The sequence below is a fragment of the Ruegeria sp. SATB027 genome (genome assembly GCF_059613825.1).
Genome location: NZ_JBXWTH010000077.1, coordinates 128222 through 147756, shown reverse-complemented (window position 1 = coordinate 147756; position 19535 = coordinate 128222). Strand labels below are relative to the sequence as shown.

The window sequence follows — 19535 nt, the reverse complement described above, 5'->3', positions numbered from 1 at the left end:
CGAAGAGGGATTCGAATGCAAACCCACGATCATCTGTTCACAGATCTGCACGCCGCAACCATGGTTGGTGCGGATGCATACGGATTGATCGAAGACGCGGCGATTGTCGTGCGTGGGGACCGGATCGCGTGGGTCGGTCCGAAGACGCAGTTGCCGGAAGAATACGCGACGTTCTCTCAAACCTCGCTGGACGGGCGGTTGGTGACGCCGGCTCTGATCGATTGCCATACCCATGTGGTGCATGGTGGCCACCGCGCGGCTGAGTTCGAGATGCGCCTTAACGGTGCCAGCTATGAAGAGGTGGCCCGCGCGGGCGGTGGTATTATTTCGACCGTGAAAGCCACGCGTGCGGCCAATAAAGAGGATTTGATTGCGCAGGCCCTGCCGCGCGTGGACGCGATGATCGCCGAAGGGGTCTCGGTGATCGAGGTCAAGTCGGGCTATGGGCTTGATCGTGAAACTGAGCTGACCATGCTGCGCGCCGCGCGGGCCCTGCAGGAAAGCCGCCCGGTGCGCATTATAACTAGCTTTCTGGGCGCCCATGGTGTGCCCGCCGAGTATAAAGACCGGCCCGAGGCGTACATTGCAGAGATTTGCATCCCGACGCTTCGCGCGGCTCATGCCGAGGGTTTGGTTGATGCAGTGGACGCCTTTTGCGAAGGGATTGCCTTCCTGCCTGACCAACTGGTGCCACTGTTTGACGTTGCCAAGGAACTAGGACTGCCGGTCAAATTGCATGCCGAACAACTGTCCAACCTGGGTGGTGCGAAATTTGCTGCAAGCTATGGCGCGCTTTCTGCCGACCATATCGAGTATCTGGACGAAAGCGGTGTCAAAGCCATGGAAGTGGCAGGCACGGTGGCCGTGATACTGCCCGGGGCTTTCTACACCCTGCGCGAGACGCAACAACCGCCAATTGATTTGCTACGCAAGTACGACGTGCCAATGGCCCTTGCGACCGACTGCAATCCGGGCTCGGCTCCGATGACATCACTTTTGCTTGCGATGAACATGGGATGCACCTTGTTTCGAATGACCCCCGAGGAAGCGTTGAAAGGTGTCACTGTGAATGCCGCGCGTGCACTGGGCCTGAGAGACTGCGGCAGGATCGTTCAGGGCCTGCGGGCGGATCTGGCTGTCTGGAATGTCACTCACCCGGCCGAGCTTGCCTACCGCATCGGTTTTAATCCCCTTCACGCCCGCATATTCGGAGGCGCATTTTGACCACTCTGACGTTAACTCCCGGCGCTGTCTCTCTGGCGCAGCTGGAACAGGTATTCCGCCAAGAATGCGCCGTTCGGCTGGACCCGGATTGCAGGCCTGCGATAGCCGCGGCACACGCTCGCATCATTGAGGCGGCGACTGGCGAAGCCGCCGTTTACGGGGTCAATACGGGCTTTGGAAAACTGGCAAGCGTCAAGATCGCGGCCGAGGATACCGCGACGCTGCAACGCAACCTGATCCTGTCCCATTGCTGTGGCGTCGGACCAGCGATCCCGCGTGCTGTTGCGCGGCTCATGATGGCACTCAAACTGCTCAGCCTCGGACGTGGCGCGTCGGGTGTGCGGCTGGAACTGATTGACCTGCTGGAAGCGATGCTTGGCGCAGGGGTGACACCGGTAATCCCGGCACAGGGGTCTGTTGGTGCTTCGGGCGATCTGGCACCGCTGTCGCACATGGCAGCCGTCATGATGGGCGAGGGTGAGGCCGAGTTTGGCGGCACCCTCATGTCTGGCGGCGACGCGCTGGCAGCGGCAGGTTTGACCCCGGTCGAACTTGGCCCCAAGGAAGGTCTGGCGCTGATCAACGGCACTCAGTTTTCTACGGCGTTTGCGCTGGCGGGGCTTTTCGGCGCTTGGCGGGCGGCGCAAAGCGCTTTGGTCACTTCAGCCCTGACAACTGATGCGATCATGGGGTCTACCGCGCCTTTGCAACCCGAAATTCACGCCTTGCGTGGCCACAGGGGCCAGATCGAAGCGGGTGCAACCATGCGCGCGCTACTGGCTGGGTCGGTCATTCGCGAAAGCCATCGGGACGGTGATACGCGGGTTCAGGACCCGTACTGCATCCGCTGCCAGCCGCAGGTTGTTGGTGCCGCAATGGATGTGCTGCGTCAGGCTTCGGTGACACTGGAAACCGAAGCCAACGCCGCCACCGATAACCCTCTGGTTCTGGCCGAGGCCGGATTGATCGTATCAGGCGGAAACTTTCATGCAGAACCGGTCGGGTTTGCCGCCGACATGATTGCTCTGGCAGTGGCCGAGATCGGGGCGATTGCGCAGCGACGCATCGCGCTGATCGTCGATCCGGTGCTCAGCTTTGATTTGCCTCCCTTTTTGACACCCAACCCCGGTTTGAACTCTGGCCTGATGATTGCCGAAGTCACGACAGCCGCGCTGATGAGCGAAAACAAGCATCTGGCCAATCCTTGCGTCACGGATTCAACACCGACTTCGGCCAATCAGGAAGATCACGTGTCAATGGCCGCCCATGGCGCACGGCGGCTGGGGCAAATGGTGACCAATCTGGAACGTATCCTGGGGGTCGAGTTGCTGTGCGCAACGCAAGGGGTTGAATATCGCGCGCCGCTGCCAACCAGTGAAAGCCTTCAAGGTGTCATGGCGCGTCTGCGTTCTGTTGTACCGGCGTTGGAAGATGACAGGTACATGGCAAATGACATCGAAGCAGCCTCGGCCCTTATTGCAAGCGGTGAGATTTCCGATGGCGCTGGTGTCGCCATGCCGGAGCTTGGCGCATGACTGATCCAGTCGAAGTAGTTCAGGGCGATAGTCCAATTGTTTTGGGGCTGCCTCACACGGGAACCTATGTGCCTGCGGCGATTGATGCCAAGCTGAATGCACGGGGTCGGGCGCTGGCAGATACGGATTGGCACATCCACATGCTTTACGACGGGCTTTTGCCCGGTGCTACCACGGTCCGGGCCACCTTTCATCGCTATGTGATCGACGCCAACCGTGACCCGAGCGGTACTTCCCTTTACCCTGGCCAGAACACGACGACCCTGGTGCCGCTGACGGATTTCGACGGGCAGGACATCTGGGACATCCCTCCAACTGAAAAAGATATCATTGAACGGCGTGACGCATTTCATGCGCCATATCACGCCGCTTTGCTGGCCGAACTGGAGAGGGTGAAGGCGATCCATGGCATCGCTGTGCTGTATGATTGCCACTCAATCCGCAGCCGCATTCCTTTTCTGTTCGACGGCGTATTGCCCGACATGAACATTGGCACAAATAACGGGATGACCTGTGCATTGGAAATCGAAACAATTGCACATGAGTTTGCCGCTTCATCCCCTTACAGCACCGTTTTGAACGGGCGCTTCAAAGGCGGGTGGACGACACGCCACTACGGACATCCGGATAACTGTATTCACGCGATCCAGATGGAGCTGGCGCAGTCGACCTACCTGACCTCAGAAATACCGCCCTGGACTTTTGACACCGCCAAAGCCAACCGTCTCCGCCGTTGGTTGAAAGACATTCTAGACGTCCTCAATGACACAGCATTGGAGCTTGCCCGATGACCGATCCTCGCAAAAACACCCGTGACATCTTTCCGCCCACCGGACCAGAACTGAACGCCAAAAGCTGGATGACCGAGGCGCCATTGCGGATGATGATGAACAACCTGCATCCGGACGTGGCCGAAAACCCGCATGAACTGGTGGTCTATGGCGGGATTGGCCGCGCGGCGCGGACGTGGAAGGATTTTGACACCATCGTTGCCAGCCTGAAGGATCTGGAAGAGGATGAAACGCTGATCGTCCAGTCCGGCAAGCCGGTTGCCATTGTTCGCACCCATAGCGATGCACCCCGCGTATTGATCGCTAACTCGAACCTTGTGCCGCACTGGGCCAATTGGGGCCACTTCAACGAACTCGATAAGAAAGGTCTGATGATGTACGGCCAGATGACCGCTGGCTCGTGGATCTATATCGGTACACAGGGCATCGTGCAGGGCACTTATGAAACCTTTGCCGAGGCCGGGCGACAGCACTATGGCGGTGACCTGACAGGTAAGTGGATCCTGACCGGGGGACTGGGTGGAATGGGCGGCGCGCAGCCTCTGGCCGCTGTCTTTGCAGGGGCTTGTTGTCTGGCCGTGGAATGCAACCCGGACAGCATCGACTTTCGCTTGCGTACAAAATACCTGGACGAAAAAGCCGAGACGCTGGACGAAGCGCTGGCAATGATTGATCGCTGGACCAAGGCAGGCGAAGCGAAATCCGTTGGTCTGTTGGGAAATGCCGCTGAAATCTTCCCGGAAATTTACGCTCGGATGCAAGCTGGCGGGATGCGCCCCGATATTGTCACGGATCAGACCAGTGCCCACGATCCGGTAAATGGCTACCTGCCGCTTGGTTGGACCATGGCGCAATGGAAAGACAAGCGCGAAAGTGACCCGAAGGCGGTCGAAAAGGCTGCACGTGCTTCGATGAAGCAACACGTCGCTGCAATGGTGGACTTTTGGAGCGCGGGCGTGCCGACGTTGGATTACGGCAACAACATCCGACAGGTGGCTCAGGATGAGGGGTTGGAGAACGCTTTTGCTTTCCCAGGCTTCGTGCCCGCCTACATTCGCCCGCTCTTTTGTCGGGGTATCGGTCCCTTCCGCTGGTGCGCGTTGTCCGGCGACCCTGAAGATATCTACAAGACCGACGCCAAGATGAAGGAACTGTTCCCCGACAATACCCATCTGCACAACTGGTTGGACATGGCGCAGGAGCGTATTGCGTTTCAGGGCCTGCCGGCGCGGATCTGTTGGATCGGGCTAGGAGATCGCCACAAGGCCGGGCTGGCGTTCAACGAGATGGTTAGAAACGGCGAATTGAAAGCTCCGGTCGTCATCGGCCGAGATCATCTTGACAGTGGTTCTGTTGCCTCACCCAACCGCGAAACCGAGGCGATGAAGGACGGTTCGGACGCTGTTTCGGACTGGCCGCTGCTGAATGCGCTTGTCAATACGGCCTCGGGTGCGACCTGGGTTTCGCTGCATCACGGCGGTGGCGTTGGCATGGGGTTCAGTCAGCATGCAGGCGTCGTCATCTGCGCAGACGGAACCGATGCCGCCGCCAAGCGATTGGAGAGGGTGCTCTGGAATGATCCCGCGTCAGGCGTTTGGCGTCATGCGGACGCCGGGTACGAGGACGCGAAAGCCTGCGCTCGTGAACATGGGCTGCGATTGCCGGGCATTTTGGGCTGATTACCACGCCAACCTTTGTTTTGTCGGTTTGCCTTAGCGCTAACGTCACATTTTCCAGTTTCGAACCGGTGCTGTTTCGGCTAGGGCTAAGCCGTTCAACAACCCCGTGGGGTTGAAGGCAACTGACAAAGGTGGCTACCCGTTGCTCGATATTGCACATGTCCGCTCGGTGATTTCGGACGTTTATGACCTTGCCCCATCGGCCGCACTGGCCAATGAGATGAAAGACACGTTTGCCCGCATGGACCGCGTGGTCAGCCCACCAGATTGGGCAATCTACGCGCCTTACGTGCGAGCCATCAATACGCTCAAGAAAGAGCGTAATGCCGTGATCCTTGGGCACAATTACATGACGCCCGAGATTTTTCACGGTGTGTCCGATTTCGTTGGGGACAGTTTGCAGCTTGCGATCAAGGCCAGTGAAGTCGAAGAAGATGTGATTGTTCAGGCCGGTGTTCATTTCATGGCCGAGACATCGAAAATCCTCAGCCCTCAGAAGACTGTTCTGATGCCCGACATGGATGCCGGTTGTTCGTTGGCAGAATCGATCACCGCTGAGGGAATCGATGAAATGCGTGCCAAATACCCCGGCGCGCCGGTTGTGTCCTATGTAAACACCACTGCCGAGGTCAAAGCAGCTTCGGATATCTGCTGCACCTCTTCGAACGCGCTTCAGATCGTCAACGCCATGGAAAGTGATACGGTCATCATGACGCCGGATCAGTACCTGGCGCAAAATGTTGCCAATCAAAGCCACAAGAATGTGGTGTATTGGCCCGGCTCTTGCATTGTGCATGAACAATACACGGCACAGGACCTGCGCGACTTCCGCGAATGGAACCCGGGAACACGGCTTATCGCGCATCCTGAATGCCCGCCGGATGTGGTGGCCGAGGCAGACTATTCCGGCTCGACCAGCGGCATCATCAAATACGTGCATGATGAAAAGCCGAAAAAGGCGATGCTGATCACCGAGTGTTCGATGGCATCCAACATTGCCGATGAATTGCCCGAGGTCGAATTTGTAGGGCCATGCAACATGTGCCCGTATATGAAGAAAATCACGCTTGAAAAGATCCTCTTCGCCCTGCACACGATGGAAGGGCAGGTCGAGGTCGCCGAAGATGTGGCTGAAAAGGCGCGCAAATCCGTTCAGGCGATGATTGATCTGTCCCGCAAGCTCGGCATTTGATCTGAAATGACCAAAGTCACCACGGATCGCGTCATTATTGTGGGGGCTGGCATCGGCGCGCTTTATGCAGCATTGAAGCTCGCGCCGCGGCCAGTGGTTGTAATCTCACCCGATGTTTTGGGCGAAGGTGCAAGTTCCTCATGGGCGCAAGGCGGTGTGGCCGCGGCAATGGATTTGTCGGATAGCCCGGAAAGCCATAGCCTGGACACCGTCAAGGCTGGCGCGGGAATAGTCGTTCCGGCCGTTGCCGATCTGGTCACGCGCGAGGCTCGGCAATATATCCTTGACCTGACGACATTGGGCACACCATTCGATCGCACCAAGGATGGCAGTTACGTGTTGTCACGCGAAGCGGCGCATAGCTTCGCCCGTGTCGTACGGGTGAAGGGGGATCAGGCAGGTAGTGAAATCATGGCTGCCCTGATCGAACGGGTGCATGAAACGCCCTCGGTTCAGGTGTTGGAAGGTGTCCTTGCCACGGCGCTGGACGTATCAAACGGTCGGGTGACAGGTGTCACGGTTCAGGACGCATCAGAAACAGGGTCCGAGCCCGTTACGATCTGCGGGCCTGCCGTATTGCTTGCCGGGGGTGGCTCTGGTGGGTTGTATTCCTTGACGACCAATCCGGCACGCATTCGTGGGCAGGTCATCGGGATGGCCGCACGTTCTGGTGCGCTTATTGCTGACGCCGAATTCGTTCAGTTTCATCCGACGGCAATGGATGTTGGTGAAGATCCGGCACCGCTGGCAACCGAAGCGTTGCGCGGCGAAGGGGCAACCCTGATCAACAATAAGGGTGAGCGGTTCATGTTATCCGTTCACCCGGACGCGGAACTCGCCCCGCGAGACATTGTCGCGCGTGCGATTTTTGCCGAAGTGCAGGCAGGCAACCGACCCATGCTGGACACCCGCACCGCATTGGGCTCGAAGATAACGGACCTGTTCCCGGCAGTTGCCGAATACTGCGCGCGCAATGGTATCGACCCGGTCAACGAACCGATCCCGGTCGCACCGGCAGCGCATTATCACATGGGTGGTATTGCCACCGACACTGACGGTCGCGCGACACTTGACGGGCTTTGGGTCTGCGGTGAGGCATCTTCGACCGGCCTTCACGGGGCCAACCGGCTGGCCTCGAACGGGTTGCTTGAGGCGCTTGTCTTTGCGCGCATCTGCGCCGAAAGTATAGGGGCATCCGTTCCGGTGGTGTCAAATGCCGACCCCGTTGCATTGCAGTTTGTTCACGTGGTGACCCCAGACACGACAAAGGCTATCCAGGAGTTGCGCGAAACCATGACGCGCGACGTTGGTGTTGTCCGGGACTGGACGGGCCTAATCCGTGCTCTGCAAACTATTGCGCAGTTGGAGGCGCAGCAAGGTGCCTGCCCGTCATTTCGCAACATGTGTGCCACCGCGACTCTGATCGCTGCTGCTGCTTTGCACCGCGAAGAAAGCCGCGGTGCCCATAAGCGATCCGACTTTCCAAAAGCCAATGATGGGCCCGGAGAGCGGTCCCGGATGTATTTGTCCGAAGCAATGAGCATTCGGGCCAAAGCCTGCGAGGAACTGTCATGACATATGCGATCCTGCCAGATCTGATCCTGGAACCCATGGTCCGCGCTGCGCTGATGGAGGATCTAGGAAGCTACGGTGATGTGACAACCCGCGCCGTGATCCCACAGGAAACAACCTATACAGCCAGACTGAACGCGCGCGAAAACGCCGTCGTGTCGGGGACGCAGGTCGCCGCAATCGCGTTCCGGCTTGTGGACCCGTCGCTTGAGGTTGACGTGCGGATCAACGATGGTTCGCGTTGCGCACGCGGTGATACACTGATGACCATCAAGGGCTCTGCCGCATCGATCCTGTCCGGCGAACGCGTCGCTCTGAACTTTGCCGGACGCCTGACGGGTATTGCCACAATGACAGCCGCATTTGTGGAGCAGACCAACGGCACTACGGCCCGCATGACCTGCACGCGCAAAACCACGCCAGGCCTGCGCATCGTGGAAAAACAGGCCGTGCTGCACGGTGGCGGTTTCAACCACCGCTATTCCTTATCAGATGCGATCCTGATCAAGGACAACCACATTGCTGCGGCAGGTGGCATTCGGCAGGTCCTTGAAGCCGCCAAGGCACAGGCCAGTCACATGATGGCGGTCGAGATTGAAGTTGATCGACTGGACCAGCTTGCCGAAGTGCTGGACGTTGGCGGTGCTTCAGTGGTTTTGCTGGACAACATGGACAATGACATGCTGCGCGAAGCGGTTGCCATGGTGGGCGGGCGGTTGAAGACCGAAGCCAGCGGCAATGTAACGTTGGAACGGGTCGCATCAATTGCGGCGACAGGGGTGGATTACATCTCGTCCGGTGCCTTGACGCATTCCGCCCGCACCGTCGATCTGGGGCTCGATTTCTGAAGGCGCGGCATTTCCGCTTGATTTATGATCGTTTGCGCCAACACAGTTGCGTATTCAAGTTTTATCGATAATAAATTCACGGCAACGCAAGCTGCAGAAAGTTTTATAGATAAAATGATCATCCCACACTCCGGCTGGACCCGTAAAACTGCGCAAGCTATTCACGATCTTCCGTTGATGGATCTTTTGTTTCGTGCGCAGACCGTGCATCGCGAAAACTTTGATCCGAACCAGATCCAGACCTCGAAGCTATTGTCGATCAAGACTGGTGGCTGCGCCGAGGATTGCGCCTATTGCTCGCAATCAGCCCGCAATGGATCAACCTTGCCCGCGTCGAAGCTGATCGAGGTTCAGCGCGTTCTGACCGAGGCTAAAAAAGCCCGCGATGGCGGCGCGACCCGGTTTTGCATGGGGGCGGCGTGGCGCGAGCCAAAGGCGCGCGATATGGATGCGCTGGTCGCGATGGTCGAGGGCGTCAAGGAACTGGGTATGGAAACCTGCATGACGCTGGGTATGCTCGACGACACCCAGGTGGTGCAGCTGCGCGATGCCGGTTTGGACTATTACAATCACAACATCGACACCTCGGAACGTTATTACTCCGAAGTCATCACCACCCGCACCTTTGCGGATCGGATTGACACGATGAACCGGGTGCAGGAAGCCGGGATCAAGGTTTGCTCGGGCGGCATTCTGGGGATGGGTGAACATACTGGCGACCGTATCGACATGTTGCTGACATTGGCCAACATGACGCCTCCGCCGGACTCGGTGCCGATCAATATGTTGATGCCGCAGGCCGATACCCCGCTTGCCGACGCCGAGCTGATCGATCCGATCGACTTTGTGCGGATCATCGCGACCGCTCGCATTCTGATGCCCAAAGCCTATGTTCGGTTGTCCGCCGGTCGCAGTGACATGAGCGACGAGATGCAGGCGATGTGCTTCTTCGCCGGGGCAAATTCCATCTTTGTCGGTGAAACTCTTTTGACGGCGGAAAACCCCCAAGAAGACACCGACTCGATCCTGTTTGCGAAACTTGGCCTGCAAGCTGAAAAAGCCGAAACGCGAAACTGCACGGAAGCTGCCGAATGAAAGCAGTCAACCGACTGGAATCGATGCTTGATGCGCTTCAAGCCCGGCACCGCCGCCGGGCCTTGATCCCGACGCAAGGGCTGGATTTCGCGTCGAATGACTATCTGGGTCTTGCCGGATCTCAAGTGTTACAACGTGCGGCACATGATGCGCTGTCGCGGGGTGTGCCTGTAGGTTCGGGAGGTTCACGTCTGTTGCGGGGCAACCACCCTGAACATGAAGCGCTGGAGCGGGAAGCGGCCGCATTCTTTGAGGCTGAGGCCGCGCTGTTCATGGGAGGCGGGTTCCAGGCCAATCAGGCAATCTTCTCCACGTTGCCAGCGGCTGAGGATTTGGTCCTTTATGACGCCCTGGTTCACGCGAGCGCCCATGAAGGTATGCGGTCCAGCCGTGCAGACCTGCGTGCCTTCCGTCACAATGATGTTGCGGATGCACGCAACGTATTGCGCGACTGGCAATCTACAGGCGGTTCGGGTCAGGTCTGGATTGCGGTCGAAAGTGTGTATTCTATGGAAGGTGACCTGGCGCCGCTGGAAGACCTGTCCGCACTTGCGCGCGAAGCTGATGCAGTTTTGGTTGTTGATGAGGCCCACGCCACCGGTGTTTTCGGCCAACGAGGCAGGGGTCTTGCGCATGTCCTGAATGCTGATCTGCTGACATTGCATACCTGCGGTAAAGGGCTTGGTGTTTCAGGTGGGCTGATCTGCGGTCCGCGCGTGATGATAGATACCCTGATCAACCGCGCTCGTCCCTTCATCTTTGCGACCGCTCCGTCGCCTTTGAACGCTGCTCTGGTTCGTGCTGCGTTACGGGAATTGGCCGAGGATGTCAGCCTGGTTGAAGGCGCGCATGAACGTATGCGCCATGCCCATGACACCGCACGGGAACTGGGGTTGCCCGCCGCCGCGTTGAACAGCCAGATCATCCCGGTTGTACTGGGAGATGACGAGCGCACAATGGCGATGGCGGCCACTTTGCAGCAGCAGGTTTTTGACGTTCGGGGCATCCGCCCGCCCACTGTCCCAAAAGGCACATCCCGTTTGCGCGTCTCGATTACCGGAAACGTCACCCTTCAGGATATCACGGCCTTGTTCACCACTATCTCAATCTGTCAGTCGGAGGCCGCATGAGCGCGCTGATCGTTACCGGAACCGACACAGGTGTTGGAAAAACCGTGTTTTCGGCTGGTCTGGCGGCAGCGTTGCAGGCCCGGTACTGGAAACCTGTTCAGTCTGGTCTTGAGGATGTTACAGACACTGAAACCGTCAGCGCGCTGAGCGGTGCCGAGGTTCTGCCCGAAGCGTACCGGCTGAACATGCCCGCCTCACCGCATCTGTCTGCCGAAGACATGGGCGTTGAGATTGACCTCTCGCGTCTTGAAATTCCGAAAGTGGACGGGCCTCTGGTTGTCGAAGGGGCAGGGGGCCTCATGGTGCCGCTGAACCGCCAGTCCTTCTTTCTGGACGTGATTGCCGGATGGCAGGCTCCGGTTGTTCTTGTTGCGCGCACCGCCTTGGGAACGATCAACCACACCACATTGTCTCTGATGGCGCTTCGGGCTGCTGGCTGCGAGGTTGTCGGCGTCGCATTCGTGGGTGACCCCGTGCCGGACGTAGAGCAAACCATCGTCGAGATGTGTAAAGTGCATCATCTGGGACGCCTGCCATTTCTGAGCGATCTGACACCGCAGTGCCTGAACAGCGCATTTTCGGCAATCGATGTGGCGACCATTCGGAGGTTCCTGTGACCCCGTTGGAATTTGATGCGCGCCATCTGTGGCACCCTTATACACATGTGCTTGAACCCGGCCCGATGCACCTGATTACCGGGGCAGAAGGTGTCTGGCTGACGCGTGCTGATGGCATCAGAATGATCGACGCAATGTCGTCCTGGTGGTGTACGGTGCATGGCCACAGGCACCCGGCCATCATCGATGCGATGCAAAAGCAGCTGAATACACTGCCGCATGTGATGTTTGGCGGTCTGACCCACGAACCCGCCGTGGAACTCGGGCGCAGGTTGGTCGACCTTCTGCCAGATGGCCTGGATCGCATTTTCTACAGCGACAGCGGCTCGGTCGCGATTGAAGTCGCGTTGAAGATGGCAGTCCAGTACCAGATTGCCAAAGGCCGGGGCGAACGGTCTGAATTTGCCACGATCCGGGGTGGCTATCATGGCGACACATGGAAAGCGATGAGCGTTTGTGATCCCGTCAACGGGATGCATGGTCTGTTTCGCGGTGCGTTGTCGATCCAGCACTTTCTGCCACGCCCTCACATCCAGTTCGGTGATGAGTGGCTTGACGACCCTTCCGAGAACGGGTTGGAGGCGCTTGAGGCGTTGCTGAACGACAAAGGCAACAGGATTGCCGCACTGATCCTTGAACCGGTGGTGCAGGGCGCGGGTGGGATGTATTTCTATCACCCCGCATGGTTACGCGGGGCGCGCGCCTTGTGTGATGCGCATGACGTTTTGCTAATCTTTGATGAGATCGCGACCGGTTTCGGACGCAGCGGCGAAATGTTTGCAATGGATCACGCGGGGGTGGTTCCGGATATCCTGTGTCTTGGCAAGGCATTGACAGGTGGGCATATCACCTTGGCAGCCACTATCGCGACCGAGGCCGTCGCTCGCGGGATCGGTGAAAGCGAGGCCGGAATTTTGATGCACGGTCCCACCTACATGGCCAACCCTTTGGCTTGTTCGGCAGGGGTGGCGAGCCTTGACCAGTTGCAACGGCGAAACTGGAAGCAGGAAGTTGCATCAATCTCGCAGCAGATGAAGGCCGAACTCGCCCCCGCGCGCAATCTATCCGGTGTAGCGGATGTGCGCGTGCTTGGCGCAATCGGCGTCATCGAGATGGATGAGCGGGTCGACCCCTCCATCGCACATGGATTGGCTGCGGAAACCGGTGTTTGGCTGCGCCCGTTCGCTCGCAATATTTATTGCATGCCCCCCTATGTCATTTCACCTGACGAACTGAGCAGGGTAACGTCTGCGATGCTTGCTCTGGCTGGGGGGCAGAAATGAAAAGCCGTTGGCTGGCGCAATCGGGTGACAGTACTCTGACCCTTGTGTTCGGTGGATGGGCATTGGGCGATGCTCCGTTCCGGGGTCTTGCGGGGGGCGGGAATATCCTTTTGGTGGAAGGTTACAACAGCCTCGATGATCCCCTGCCTGATCTCGCCCGTTTCGATCACATTGATATGCTGGCCTTTTCCTTTGGTGTCGCGTCGGCTGCGCATTGGCTGGCGTGCTCGGGCTTTCGTCCCGACCGTTTGATCGCCATCAGCGGCACTTTGCACCCGGCGTGCCCGGAACGTGGCATTGCGCCCGACATGATCAAGGAAACGGCGGCTCAGCTTTCCGAGCGCAGCTTTGCCAAGTTCTGCCGCCGTGCGGGGTTGCCAGGTGAGCCCCCGGAACTGGACATCGCAGCGGCGCAACAGGAGCTATTTGCCGTGATCCAACGTGGGTCTGCCCCTGATCCGGGTTTTGACAGGGTGTGGATACCCACAAACGACCGGATCATTCCGACATCGGCCCAAGAAACGGCATGGGCCTCAACCTCGGCCCGAGTCGCGCATGTTGCGGGGCCGCACGTACCATTCCTACGGGGGCAAAGTTGGGCGAGTTGGGTATCATGACAGCGCAACTGGCAGACAGGGTGCAGCGGAGCTTTAGCCGAAGCTTTCAAACCTACCACGACACGGCAAGTCAACAAGCCTGGGTTGCAGGCAAGCTGGTGTCCGAACTGCGTCGTGCCGGAGCCCCGGACCGCTTTGAAACTGTCTTCGAGCTGGGATGTGGCACAGGGCATCTGACCCGTCTGATGCGACAAAAATTTCACCTGCCAAACCTCATATTGAACGACATCGCGCCGCAGGCTCAGGCAACGGCGGATGCGGAACAGGCCACGTTCATTGCCGGTGATGCGCGTGAAGTTCACTGGCCTTCCCGGATTGATCTGATCGCCTCGGCTTCGATGATCCAATGGATGGAAAGCCCGTTGCAATTGCTTCACAAAGCGGTGGACGCGCTGGAGCCCGGCGGGTGGTTGGCGGTTTCGGGTTTTGGCCCTCAGCAATATCAAGAGCTTAGTCAGATTGGATCAACTGCCCGTGCACCGGGACTTACTACGCCGACTGCTCTTGCCGCTGCTGTCGACGGCCCGATGCAGATATTGGCCGTTGGTGAAAGCCTGAGGCAAACCTATTTCAATACGCCCCGCGAGGTACTTAGGTATTTGCGAAGAACAGGTGTAAACGGCAGGGCGCAAGGGACATGGACCAAGTCCACGCTGGCTCGGTTCGAAAACGAATACGCTAAGGAGTTCGGCACGAATCGCGGGGTCTCACTGACATATCATCCCGTGTGGATCATTGCCCGGAAGCGATAGGTGCTTATACTGCCGTGGTTTAACGTAGTTTGTGCGACTTCCAGACGGTCGCAAACTCCGCAGCCACGGCCCTCGGCCTTGATGCGATTGTCACCAGTTCGTTTTTTCGGGTTTTTGCAGGCAATCAAACCTCATGTGCCCAGGGCGGTTCTGCCCCGGCGCGTGATACTGTTACGGCGGCAACAGTTGCGCCCAACGCCATGGCCGCCCGCAAGCTTTCAGAGGTCAGATTGCGCAGCCCCTGCTTTGTCAAATGCCCTGCGCGGCTGAGTTCAGTCAGAACACCAGCGTTAAACGTGTCGCCCGCGCCGATTGTGTCGACAACCTGAACAGGTTTCACAGGAACCGAAACCTTGGATCCGTCGGCCAGGTACCCATTCGCCCCGTCGCCACCCCTGGTCACGATGAGGGCTGACGGACCGGTCTGCAACAAAAGAGACGCTTTGGCGGCCTCGGGTTCGGCTCCCGGGATGATCCAGTCAAGATCTTCGTCTGAAACCTTCACAATATCGGACTGCGCAATCATGCGGTTCAGACGGGTTCGATACCGGGTCTGATCCTTGATGAAGCCCGGTCGGATATTCGGATCCAACATCACTGCGCGATCCGCTCCGTGGCGATTCAGAAGTGAGGCATAGGCATCCGCGCAGGGTTCACATGCCAGACTGATACCCCCAAGATATAAGGCGGACACGGCTGTAAGCTGGTCCGGCATGTCCTCGGGTTGCAGCATTCGTCCGGCGGTGTTTTCATCAACAAAGCTGTAAGTGGCGTGACCATCTTTAAGCTGTACAAAGGCAAGGGTCGTGGGGCGGTTAGAGACAATCACATGTGACGTGTCAACATGGCTTGAATTCAGCGCCTTTGTAATTTGTTGGCCAAACATGTCAGACGACACACCGGTCAGCATTCCGACGGAAACACCCAGACGACCGACTGCGACCGCCGTGTTCAATATCGCCCCACCTGTGTGCGGTACAAATCCTTGTGCGCCCGACACTGTCGGCTCGGAAATCATGTCGATCAGGGCTTCACCACAGCACAGGATCATTTCGTAGTCCTTTTCAAAATATTTTGTCAGGAAGACTTGCTATCGCATCAAAGCGTTCTTGCAGAAATTGTTCGCCCCGATGATGCCGAATTCTGCTTGCTCGGACACATAAAGGTTCAATGAGCGGCGCAGTTCGCTGAAACGGCCACCGCCGTTGAACGCCTCTCTGAACTCATCACCGAATAACCAGCGGTTCTTTTCTGCGACACCGCCAACAAGAAATACTCCGCCTGCAGGCATCAGTGTGACGGCCATGTCGCCCATCAAAGCCCCCAGATGGGTGTTGAACATCCGAGCGGCCTGTACCGCGATGGGGTCAGAACGGTCGCGGGCATCAAGCAGAATGTCTTTCGCCGAGCGCGTTGGTGTCTGCATATGGCCTGCCGCCAGCCCGATCGCCTGATAGAGGATAGGCAAGCCCGTACCGCTCAGGAACATTTCAGCTTCCAGCGCGAGGCTGTCACCAAAAAAACACTCAGGCGCAATGCTGCGGGCTGCTTCAAAGATGTCAACTTCGTCGCGGTGACGCGGATACAGGCCCACATGCCCACCTTCGCCAGAGACTGTGTGATAGTGGCCCTCGGAAAACAGCAACGCCCCCACGCCAAGCCCTGTGCCGGGGCCCACCACCAATCGCGTGCCCGCGGGCGGTGTCGCGTGACCTTGCAAGACGGCAACGTCTTTTTGGGTTACTTCTGCCACCGACCACGCTGCAGCGGTGAAATCATTAATTACAAACGTATGACTGGCACCAGTGGCCTTTGCCAATTCGGCCTCGGACAGGTCCAGATTGGCATTTGTCAGCCGAATCGTGCCGTTGCGGACTGGGCCCGCCCCTGCCGCCACAACCGCCTGTGGATTTGTTCCGATTTCATCCCGAAGCGCGTGAAACGCTTCCAGCAGATCTTCCAGTGTCCCCGTCGGGCGCTTGCGAAGGTCTGTCAGCTCTCCGTTCGTTACCACGCCCAGCCGCGTGTTGGTGCCTCCTATGTCGGCGACCAGATTCCAATGCTCATGCGCTGCACTGGATGGTTGCGCTAACGGCTGAGAGACGTTCTGACCCCCGGAAAGGGCAGACTTGAGCGCCATGAAAGACGCTTTGGGTGTTCTCTCAAGCGTTTCAAAATTCACGTCCACCAGTCCAAACCTTTTTCCACATCCCAAGGCCCATTCGCATTTGTCACAGTAGTGACCAGACAAAACAGCCCCTTACCGGAACATCTTGTACCAAAGCGTCGCTTACGGCAGCCAGGTGTCGGTTGAGATAACCCATGCGATCATCATTCTGAAGACGTTCCGCGCTCGCCATACCGTTTTCGGTGATACAGATTGGTGGCCCGCTCGTATAGCCCTTCATTGTTTGGATCTGAAATCGGTTGAAAGAAATGACTCGATTGCCCACCCCATCTGGGTTTTGGGCAAAGGTTCGGAGCCCCTTCTCAGGGCTGGCCATACAGATCGCATCCATACGGCGCTTGACAAGGGTGCAGCTCGTAATTCACGCTAATTGAAACGTTTCAATGGTGATGGATGCGAGTTTCTTCCCAACTCTACACAGTGCGGCAATGCGGTGATCTTGCAGATCAACTGCAATTGGTTGCGGCCTGCGGGTATTCAGATGTCGAAACCACCGGCTTGCATGGCCTGACCCCCGCTCAAATGGCGGGCATTATTATCGGGTCAGGCCTTAATGTTCGATCTGCACATTTTGAGTGGGAAGAGTTCGAAGAACGATTTTCGGATATCGTCGAAGTATTAAACCTAATGGAATGCCGGGTGGCTGTCATGCCTTGGCTGGCGCCCCAGGTGCGGCCCGACACCGCCGAGGGATGGAGGGCGGTGTCGGGCCAGTTGTCCAAATGGGCAAACCAACTGACAGATCATGGTATCAGCCTTGCGTATCACAATCATGATTTTGATCTTATCGGTGAGGCTGGCGACACACCTCTTGATCTGATCCTTTCCGGCGGAGACGTCTTTTGGCAGCCAGATCTCGGTTGGCTGGTTGCGGCTGGTCTGGATCCTGCGGACGCGATCCGCCGCCACGCCAATCGAATCCTGTCCGTGCATGCAAAGGATATCGATCCAGCAGGCGGAACAGGTGACGCGCGCTGGCGCGATTTGGGCGAAGGCGTGGTTGACTGGAACGCAACCCTGCGCGCGCTTGCCTCGTCCAACTGCACGGACCTGTTTGTCGAACATGACGAAACCGATGATCACGTGCGCACCCTGCAAACGGGTCGGTCATTTTTGACGGAACAATTGGCAGGGTTTGGGTGATGGCGCGGGCGACGATCAAATCGATTGCCAGAAGTACAGGGTATTCCGTTGGCACAGTCTCGAATGCCTTGCGGGGTTCCGTATCGGTAAAACGGGAAACCCGGGAAGAGATTCAGAAAGTTGCATCGGATCTGGGTTATCGGGTGAATTTGGATGGCCTGAAGCTGCGCACCAATAAATCCTATCGAATCGCGGTCATGGTCAGTGTTTCAAACGATGCGGCGGAAGAGTGGGAAGGTGTAGAGTTTACGCGAATTCTGGCCGGAATATCCAATGCACTAATGGGATCACGCTATCAGCTGAGCGTATTCAGCGCATGTGATGGCGAGGCCGCGCTGCAAACGTTGAAGTCCATCGTGCAGGAAGGGCAGGCTGATGGCGTGATCTTTTCCGGCACGCGTGTTCATGATGAACGCGTCGCGTATCTGCAGGGGCAGGGCTTTCCTTTTGTCACATACGGCATGAGCGACAGCCCTCAACCGCATCCTTATGTGGACTTCGACAGTCAGGCAGCGGCCTATGATGCCACGACCCGGCTGCTTGCGCTGGGGCATCGTCGCATCGCTTTAATAAACCCGCCGGATGACCTGATCTATGCGCAACAACGCCGCCGGGGTTATGCTGATGCGCTGTCAGAATGCGGTGTGGAGTTCGATCCGGCACTGGTTTCCACCGGCCCGACCACCGCGGAATCCGGTCAGCAGAAATTTGCGACGCTTATGCAGTTGTCGAAACCGCCGAGCGCAATCATCTGCGCCAATGAGGCCATAACCCTTGGGGCGCTGTCAGCTGCCGACAAAGCCGGAGTGCAGGTTGGCAGGGACGTTGTGGTCATCTCGAACGATGACTTGAAGCTCAGCCAGTATTTTGTACCGCCACCCAGCACTTATTACTTGCCGATTGCTGAAACAAGCCGTCTGCTGGGTGAGTTCATGTTGAAAGCTTTGGACGGGGTCGATCCGTCCGAGATTCAGAAAAAGATCAGGGCCACATTGATCGAGCGACAACCTGACACCCCGGCGCCGGATGCGGCGCAGACCACCTGATCCAACAAAGGAGTACCTGAACATGATTAAAAACCTACTTGCCGCTGCCACTCTCACGACACTGATGGCTCCAGCGGTTTTTGCTGCCGACCTGGAAGGTCGTGTTCTGAAAATCGGAACCGATGCGACATATCCACCGATGGAAACCGTGGATGAAACAACCGGAGAGATCGTGGGCTTTGACGTCGATGTGATGAATGCGATCTGTGCAAAGGTCAATTGCGTTCCCAACTTCGTAAACACCGCCTGGGACGGTATCTTTGCGGCCCTTCAGCAGGGCGAGTTCGATCTGGTTATCTCGGGCGTGTCGATCACACCGGAACGCGAAGAAACCATGGACTTTTCCGAGCCTTACATCGTTGTCAGCCAGGCCATTCTGTTGCAGGTCGATAATGCTGACATGACACTTGAGGATTTCAAAGCCGGTGGCCAGAAACTGGCCGCGCAAACTGCGACGACCAACGCCCAATTGGCGGAAGAGCTTGTCGGGCGCGAGAATGTCAGCCTTTACGACAACTTCTCGGCCGCCATTCTGGCGCTTCAAAACGCAGACGTCCAGGGCGTGATCATCGATGGCACATCGGCGGCGGCCTATGAGCAGGAATTTGCGGGCGAGTTGACTGTTGGCATCACAGGCCTGCAATCCGATCCATTGGGTATCGTGTTTCAGGAAGGCGATCCGACGGTGGACGCTATTAACGCCGGTCTGAAGGCCATTCAGGAGGATGGAACGCTGGACGAGCTGACAGCCAAATACTGGGGCACCAACTGATCCATTAGCGCCCTTTTTTGGTCCGGCGGCCAGTGCCGCCGGGCCTTGTCA

19 protein-coding genes are annotated in these 19535 nt (G+C 57.8%); 16 read left to right on the top strand and 3 right to left on the bottom strand.

Annotated elements, in window-relative coordinates; all coding sequences use genetic code 11:
- Nucleotides 1-15 precede the first annotated feature (15 nt).
- The 13 genes from hutI to AC2FPW_RS19760 all read left to right on the top strand — a co-directional run bounded on the left by hutI (nucleotide 16) and on the right by AC2FPW_RS19760 (nucleotide 14335).
- A complete protein-coding gene (gene hutI, locus AC2FPW_RS19820) occupies nucleotides 16-1224 on the top strand; it encodes an imidazolonepropionase (protein WP_496815067.1) in 1209 nt (402 codons plus the stop codon).
- Nucleotides 1221-2759: a histidine ammonia-lyase gene (gene hutH, locus AC2FPW_RS19815; RefSeq protein WP_480483635.1), complete on the top strand. Its 1539-nt coding sequence runs from the start codon at nucleotides 1221-1223 to the stop codon at nucleotides 2757-2759. Before hutI ends, hutH begins: the two co-directional genes overlap by 4 nt.
- Nucleotides 2756-3550 carry an N-formylglutamate deformylase gene (hutG, locus tag AC2FPW_RS19810; RefSeq protein ID WP_496815066.1) on the top strand — a complete coding sequence of 265 codons (795 nt, stop codon included), beginning with the start codon at nucleotides 2756-2758 and terminating at the stop codon, nucleotides 3548-3550. Before hutH ends, hutG begins: the two co-directional genes overlap by 4 nt.
- Nucleotides 3547-5229 (top strand): urocanate hydratase, encoded by a 1683-nt coding sequence (gene hutU / locus AC2FPW_RS19805; protein ID WP_496815065.1) that lies wholly within the window; start codon nucleotides 3547-3549, stop codon nucleotides 5227-5229. Before hutG ends, hutU begins: the two co-directional genes overlap by 4 nt.
- 142 nt (nucleotides 5230-5371) lie before the next feature.
- Nucleotides 5372-6421 carry a quinolinate synthase NadA gene (nadA, locus tag AC2FPW_RS19800; RefSeq protein WP_267366643.1) on the top strand — a complete coding sequence of 350 codons (1050 nt, stop codon included), beginning with the start codon at nucleotides 5372-5374 and terminating at the stop codon, nucleotides 6419-6421.
- Between the two features lie 6 nt (nucleotides 6422-6427).
- Nucleotides 6428-7996 (top strand): L-aspartate oxidase, encoded by a 1569-nt coding sequence (locus tag AC2FPW_RS19795; protein WP_496815064.1) that lies wholly within the window; start codon nucleotides 6428-6430, stop codon nucleotides 7994-7996.
- Nucleotides 7993-8841 (top strand): carboxylating nicotinate-nucleotide diphosphorylase, encoded by an 849-nt coding sequence (gene nadC, locus AC2FPW_RS19790; RefSeq protein ID WP_496815063.1) that lies wholly within the window; start codon nucleotides 7993-7995, stop codon nucleotides 8839-8841. The genes AC2FPW_RS19795 and nadC overlap by 4 nt, the downstream gene beginning before the upstream one ends.
- A gap of 114 nt (nucleotides 8842-8955) precedes the next feature.
- Entirely contained in the window at nucleotides 8956-9936 is a 981-nt protein-coding gene (gene bioB, locus AC2FPW_RS19785; protein ID WP_496815062.1) for a biotin synthase BioB, read from the top strand.
- Nucleotides 9933-11066 carry an 8-amino-7-oxononanoate synthase gene (locus AC2FPW_RS19780; RefSeq protein ID WP_496815061.1) on the top strand — a complete coding sequence of 378 codons (1134 nt, stop codon included), beginning with the start codon at nucleotides 9933-9935 and terminating at the stop codon, nucleotides 11064-11066. Before bioB ends, AC2FPW_RS19780 begins: the two co-directional genes overlap by 4 nt.
- Nucleotides 11063-11683, top strand: coding sequence for a dethiobiotin synthase (bioD, locus tag AC2FPW_RS19775; RefSeq protein WP_480773632.1), 621 nt, complete (start codon nucleotides 11063-11065; stop codon nucleotides 11681-11683). The genes AC2FPW_RS19780 and bioD overlap by 4 nt, the downstream gene beginning before the upstream one ends.
- Nucleotides 11680-12966: an adenosylmethionine--8-amino-7-oxononanoate transaminase gene (gene bioA / locus AC2FPW_RS19770; RefSeq protein ID WP_496815060.1), complete on the top strand. Its 1287-nt coding sequence runs from the start codon at nucleotides 11680-11682 to the stop codon at nucleotides 12964-12966. The genes bioD and bioA overlap by 4 nt, the downstream gene beginning before the upstream one ends.
- Nucleotides 12963-13583 carry a pimeloyl-ACP methyl esterase BioG family protein gene (locus AC2FPW_RS19765; protein WP_496815059.1) on the top strand — a complete coding sequence of 207 codons (621 nt, stop codon included), beginning with the start codon at nucleotides 12963-12965 and terminating at the stop codon, nucleotides 13581-13583. The genes bioA and AC2FPW_RS19765 overlap by 4 nt, the downstream gene beginning before the upstream one ends.
- Nucleotides 13580-14335 (top strand): methyltransferase domain-containing protein, encoded by a 756-nt coding sequence (locus tag AC2FPW_RS19760; protein ID WP_496815058.1) that lies wholly within the window; start codon nucleotides 13580-13582, stop codon nucleotides 14333-14335. Before AC2FPW_RS19765 ends, AC2FPW_RS19760 begins: the two co-directional genes overlap by 4 nt.
- A gap of 124 nt (nucleotides 14336-14459) precedes the next feature.
- On the opposite strand, the gene AC2FPW_RS19755 is transcribed toward AC2FPW_RS19760, so the two are convergent.
- Genes AC2FPW_RS19755 through AC2FPW_RS19745 form a run of 3 tightly spaced genes read right to left on the bottom strand, consistent with a single transcriptional unit; the run spans nucleotide 14460 to nucleotide 16695 of the window.
- On the bottom strand, nucleotides 14460-15386 hold the full coding sequence (locus tag AC2FPW_RS19755; protein ID WP_496815057.1) for a carbohydrate kinase family protein: 927 nt from the start codon (nucleotides 15384-15386) through the stop codon (nucleotides 14460-14462).
- A 39-nt stretch (nucleotides 15387-15425) separates the two neighbouring features.
- Nucleotides 15426-16523, bottom strand: coding sequence for a glucokinase (locus AC2FPW_RS19750; protein WP_496815056.1), 1098 nt, complete (start codon nucleotides 16521-16523; stop codon nucleotides 15426-15428).
- A gap of 43 nt (nucleotides 16524-16566) precedes the next feature.
- Nucleotides 16567-16695, bottom strand: a complete 129-nt coding sequence (locus tag AC2FPW_RS19745) for a family 1 glycosylhydrolase (protein ID WP_496815082.1) — start codon at nucleotides 16693-16695, stop codon at nucleotides 16567-16569.
- A gap of 221 nt (nucleotides 16696-16916) precedes the next feature.
- Here AC2FPW_RS19745 and AC2FPW_RS19740 point away from each other — a divergent pair, with 221 nt between their 5' ends.
- From AC2FPW_RS19740 to AC2FPW_RS19730, 3 genes are read left to right on the top strand one after another with little or no spacing between them, the layout of a single operon-like run.
- Entirely contained in the window at nucleotides 16917-17666 is a 750-nt protein-coding gene (locus AC2FPW_RS19740; protein WP_496815055.1) for a sugar phosphate isomerase/epimerase family protein, read from the top strand.
- Nucleotides 17666-18712, top strand: a complete 1047-nt coding sequence (locus AC2FPW_RS19735) for a LacI family DNA-binding transcriptional regulator (protein ID WP_496815054.1) — start codon at nucleotides 17666-17668, stop codon at nucleotides 18710-18712. The genes AC2FPW_RS19740 and AC2FPW_RS19735 overlap by 1 nt, the downstream gene beginning before the upstream one ends.
- A 22-nt stretch (nucleotides 18713-18734) precedes the next feature.
- Nucleotides 18735-19484, top strand: coding sequence for a basic amino acid ABC transporter substrate-binding protein (locus AC2FPW_RS19730; protein WP_496815053.1), 750 nt, complete (start codon nucleotides 18735-18737; stop codon nucleotides 19482-19484).
- Nucleotides 19485-19535: the final 51 nt, after the last annotated feature.

Excerpts from the sequence above, each read along its gene's own strand:
- hutI (WP_496815067.1), top strand. The coding sequence starts at position 16 with ATGCAAACCCACGATCATCTGTTCACAGATCTGCACGCCGCAACCATG.
- hutG (WP_496815066.1), top strand. The coding sequence starts at position 2,756 with ATGACTGATCCAGTCGAAGTAGTTCAGGGCGATAGTCCAATTGTTTTG.
- hutU (WP_496815065.1), top strand. The coding sequence starts at position 3,547 with ATGACCGATCCTCGCAAAAACACCCGTGACATCTTTCCGCCCACCGGA.
- AC2FPW_RS19795 (WP_496815064.1), top strand. The coding sequence starts at position 6,428 with ATGACCAAAGTCACCACGGATCGCGTCATTATTGTGGGGGCTGGCATC.
- nadC (WP_496815063.1), top strand. The coding sequence starts at position 7,993 with ATGACATATGCGATCCTGCCAGATCTGATCCTGGAACCCATGGTCCGC.
- bioB (WP_496815062.1), top strand. The coding sequence starts at position 8,956 with ATGATCATCCCACACTCCGGCTGGACCCGTAAAACTGCGCAAGCTATT.
- AC2FPW_RS19780 (WP_496815061.1), top strand. The coding sequence starts at position 9,933 with ATGAAAGCAGTCAACCGACTGGAATCGATGCTTGATGCGCTTCAAGCC.
- bioD (WP_480773632.1), top strand. The coding sequence starts at position 11,063 with ATGAGCGCGCTGATCGTTACCGGAACCGACACAGGTGTTGGAAAAACC.
- AC2FPW_RS19765 (WP_496815059.1), top strand. The coding sequence starts at position 12,963 with ATGAAAAGCCGTTGGCTGGCGCAATCGGGTGACAGTACTCTGACCCTT.
- AC2FPW_RS19760 (WP_496815058.1), top strand. The coding sequence starts at position 13,580 with ATGACAGCGCAACTGGCAGACAGGGTGCAGCGGAGCTTTAGCCGAAGC.
- AC2FPW_RS19755 (WP_496815057.1), bottom strand. The coding sequence starts at position 15,386 with ATGATCCTGTGCTGTGGTGAAGCCCTGATCGACATGATTTCCGAGCCG.
- AC2FPW_RS19745 (WP_496815082.1), bottom strand. The coding sequence starts at position 16,695 with ATGGCGAGCGCGGAACGTCTTCAGAATGATGATCGCATGGGTTATCTC.
- AC2FPW_RS19740 (WP_496815055.1), top strand. The coding sequence starts at position 16,917 with ATGCGAGTTTCTTCCCAACTCTACACAGTGCGGCAATGCGGTGATCTT.
- AC2FPW_RS19735 (WP_496815054.1), top strand. The coding sequence starts at position 17,666 with ATGGCGCGGGCGACGATCAAATCGATTGCCAGAAGTACAGGGTATTCC.
- AC2FPW_RS19730 (WP_496815053.1), top strand. The coding sequence starts at position 18,735 with ATGATTAAAAACCTACTTGCCGCTGCCACTCTCACGACACTGATGGCT.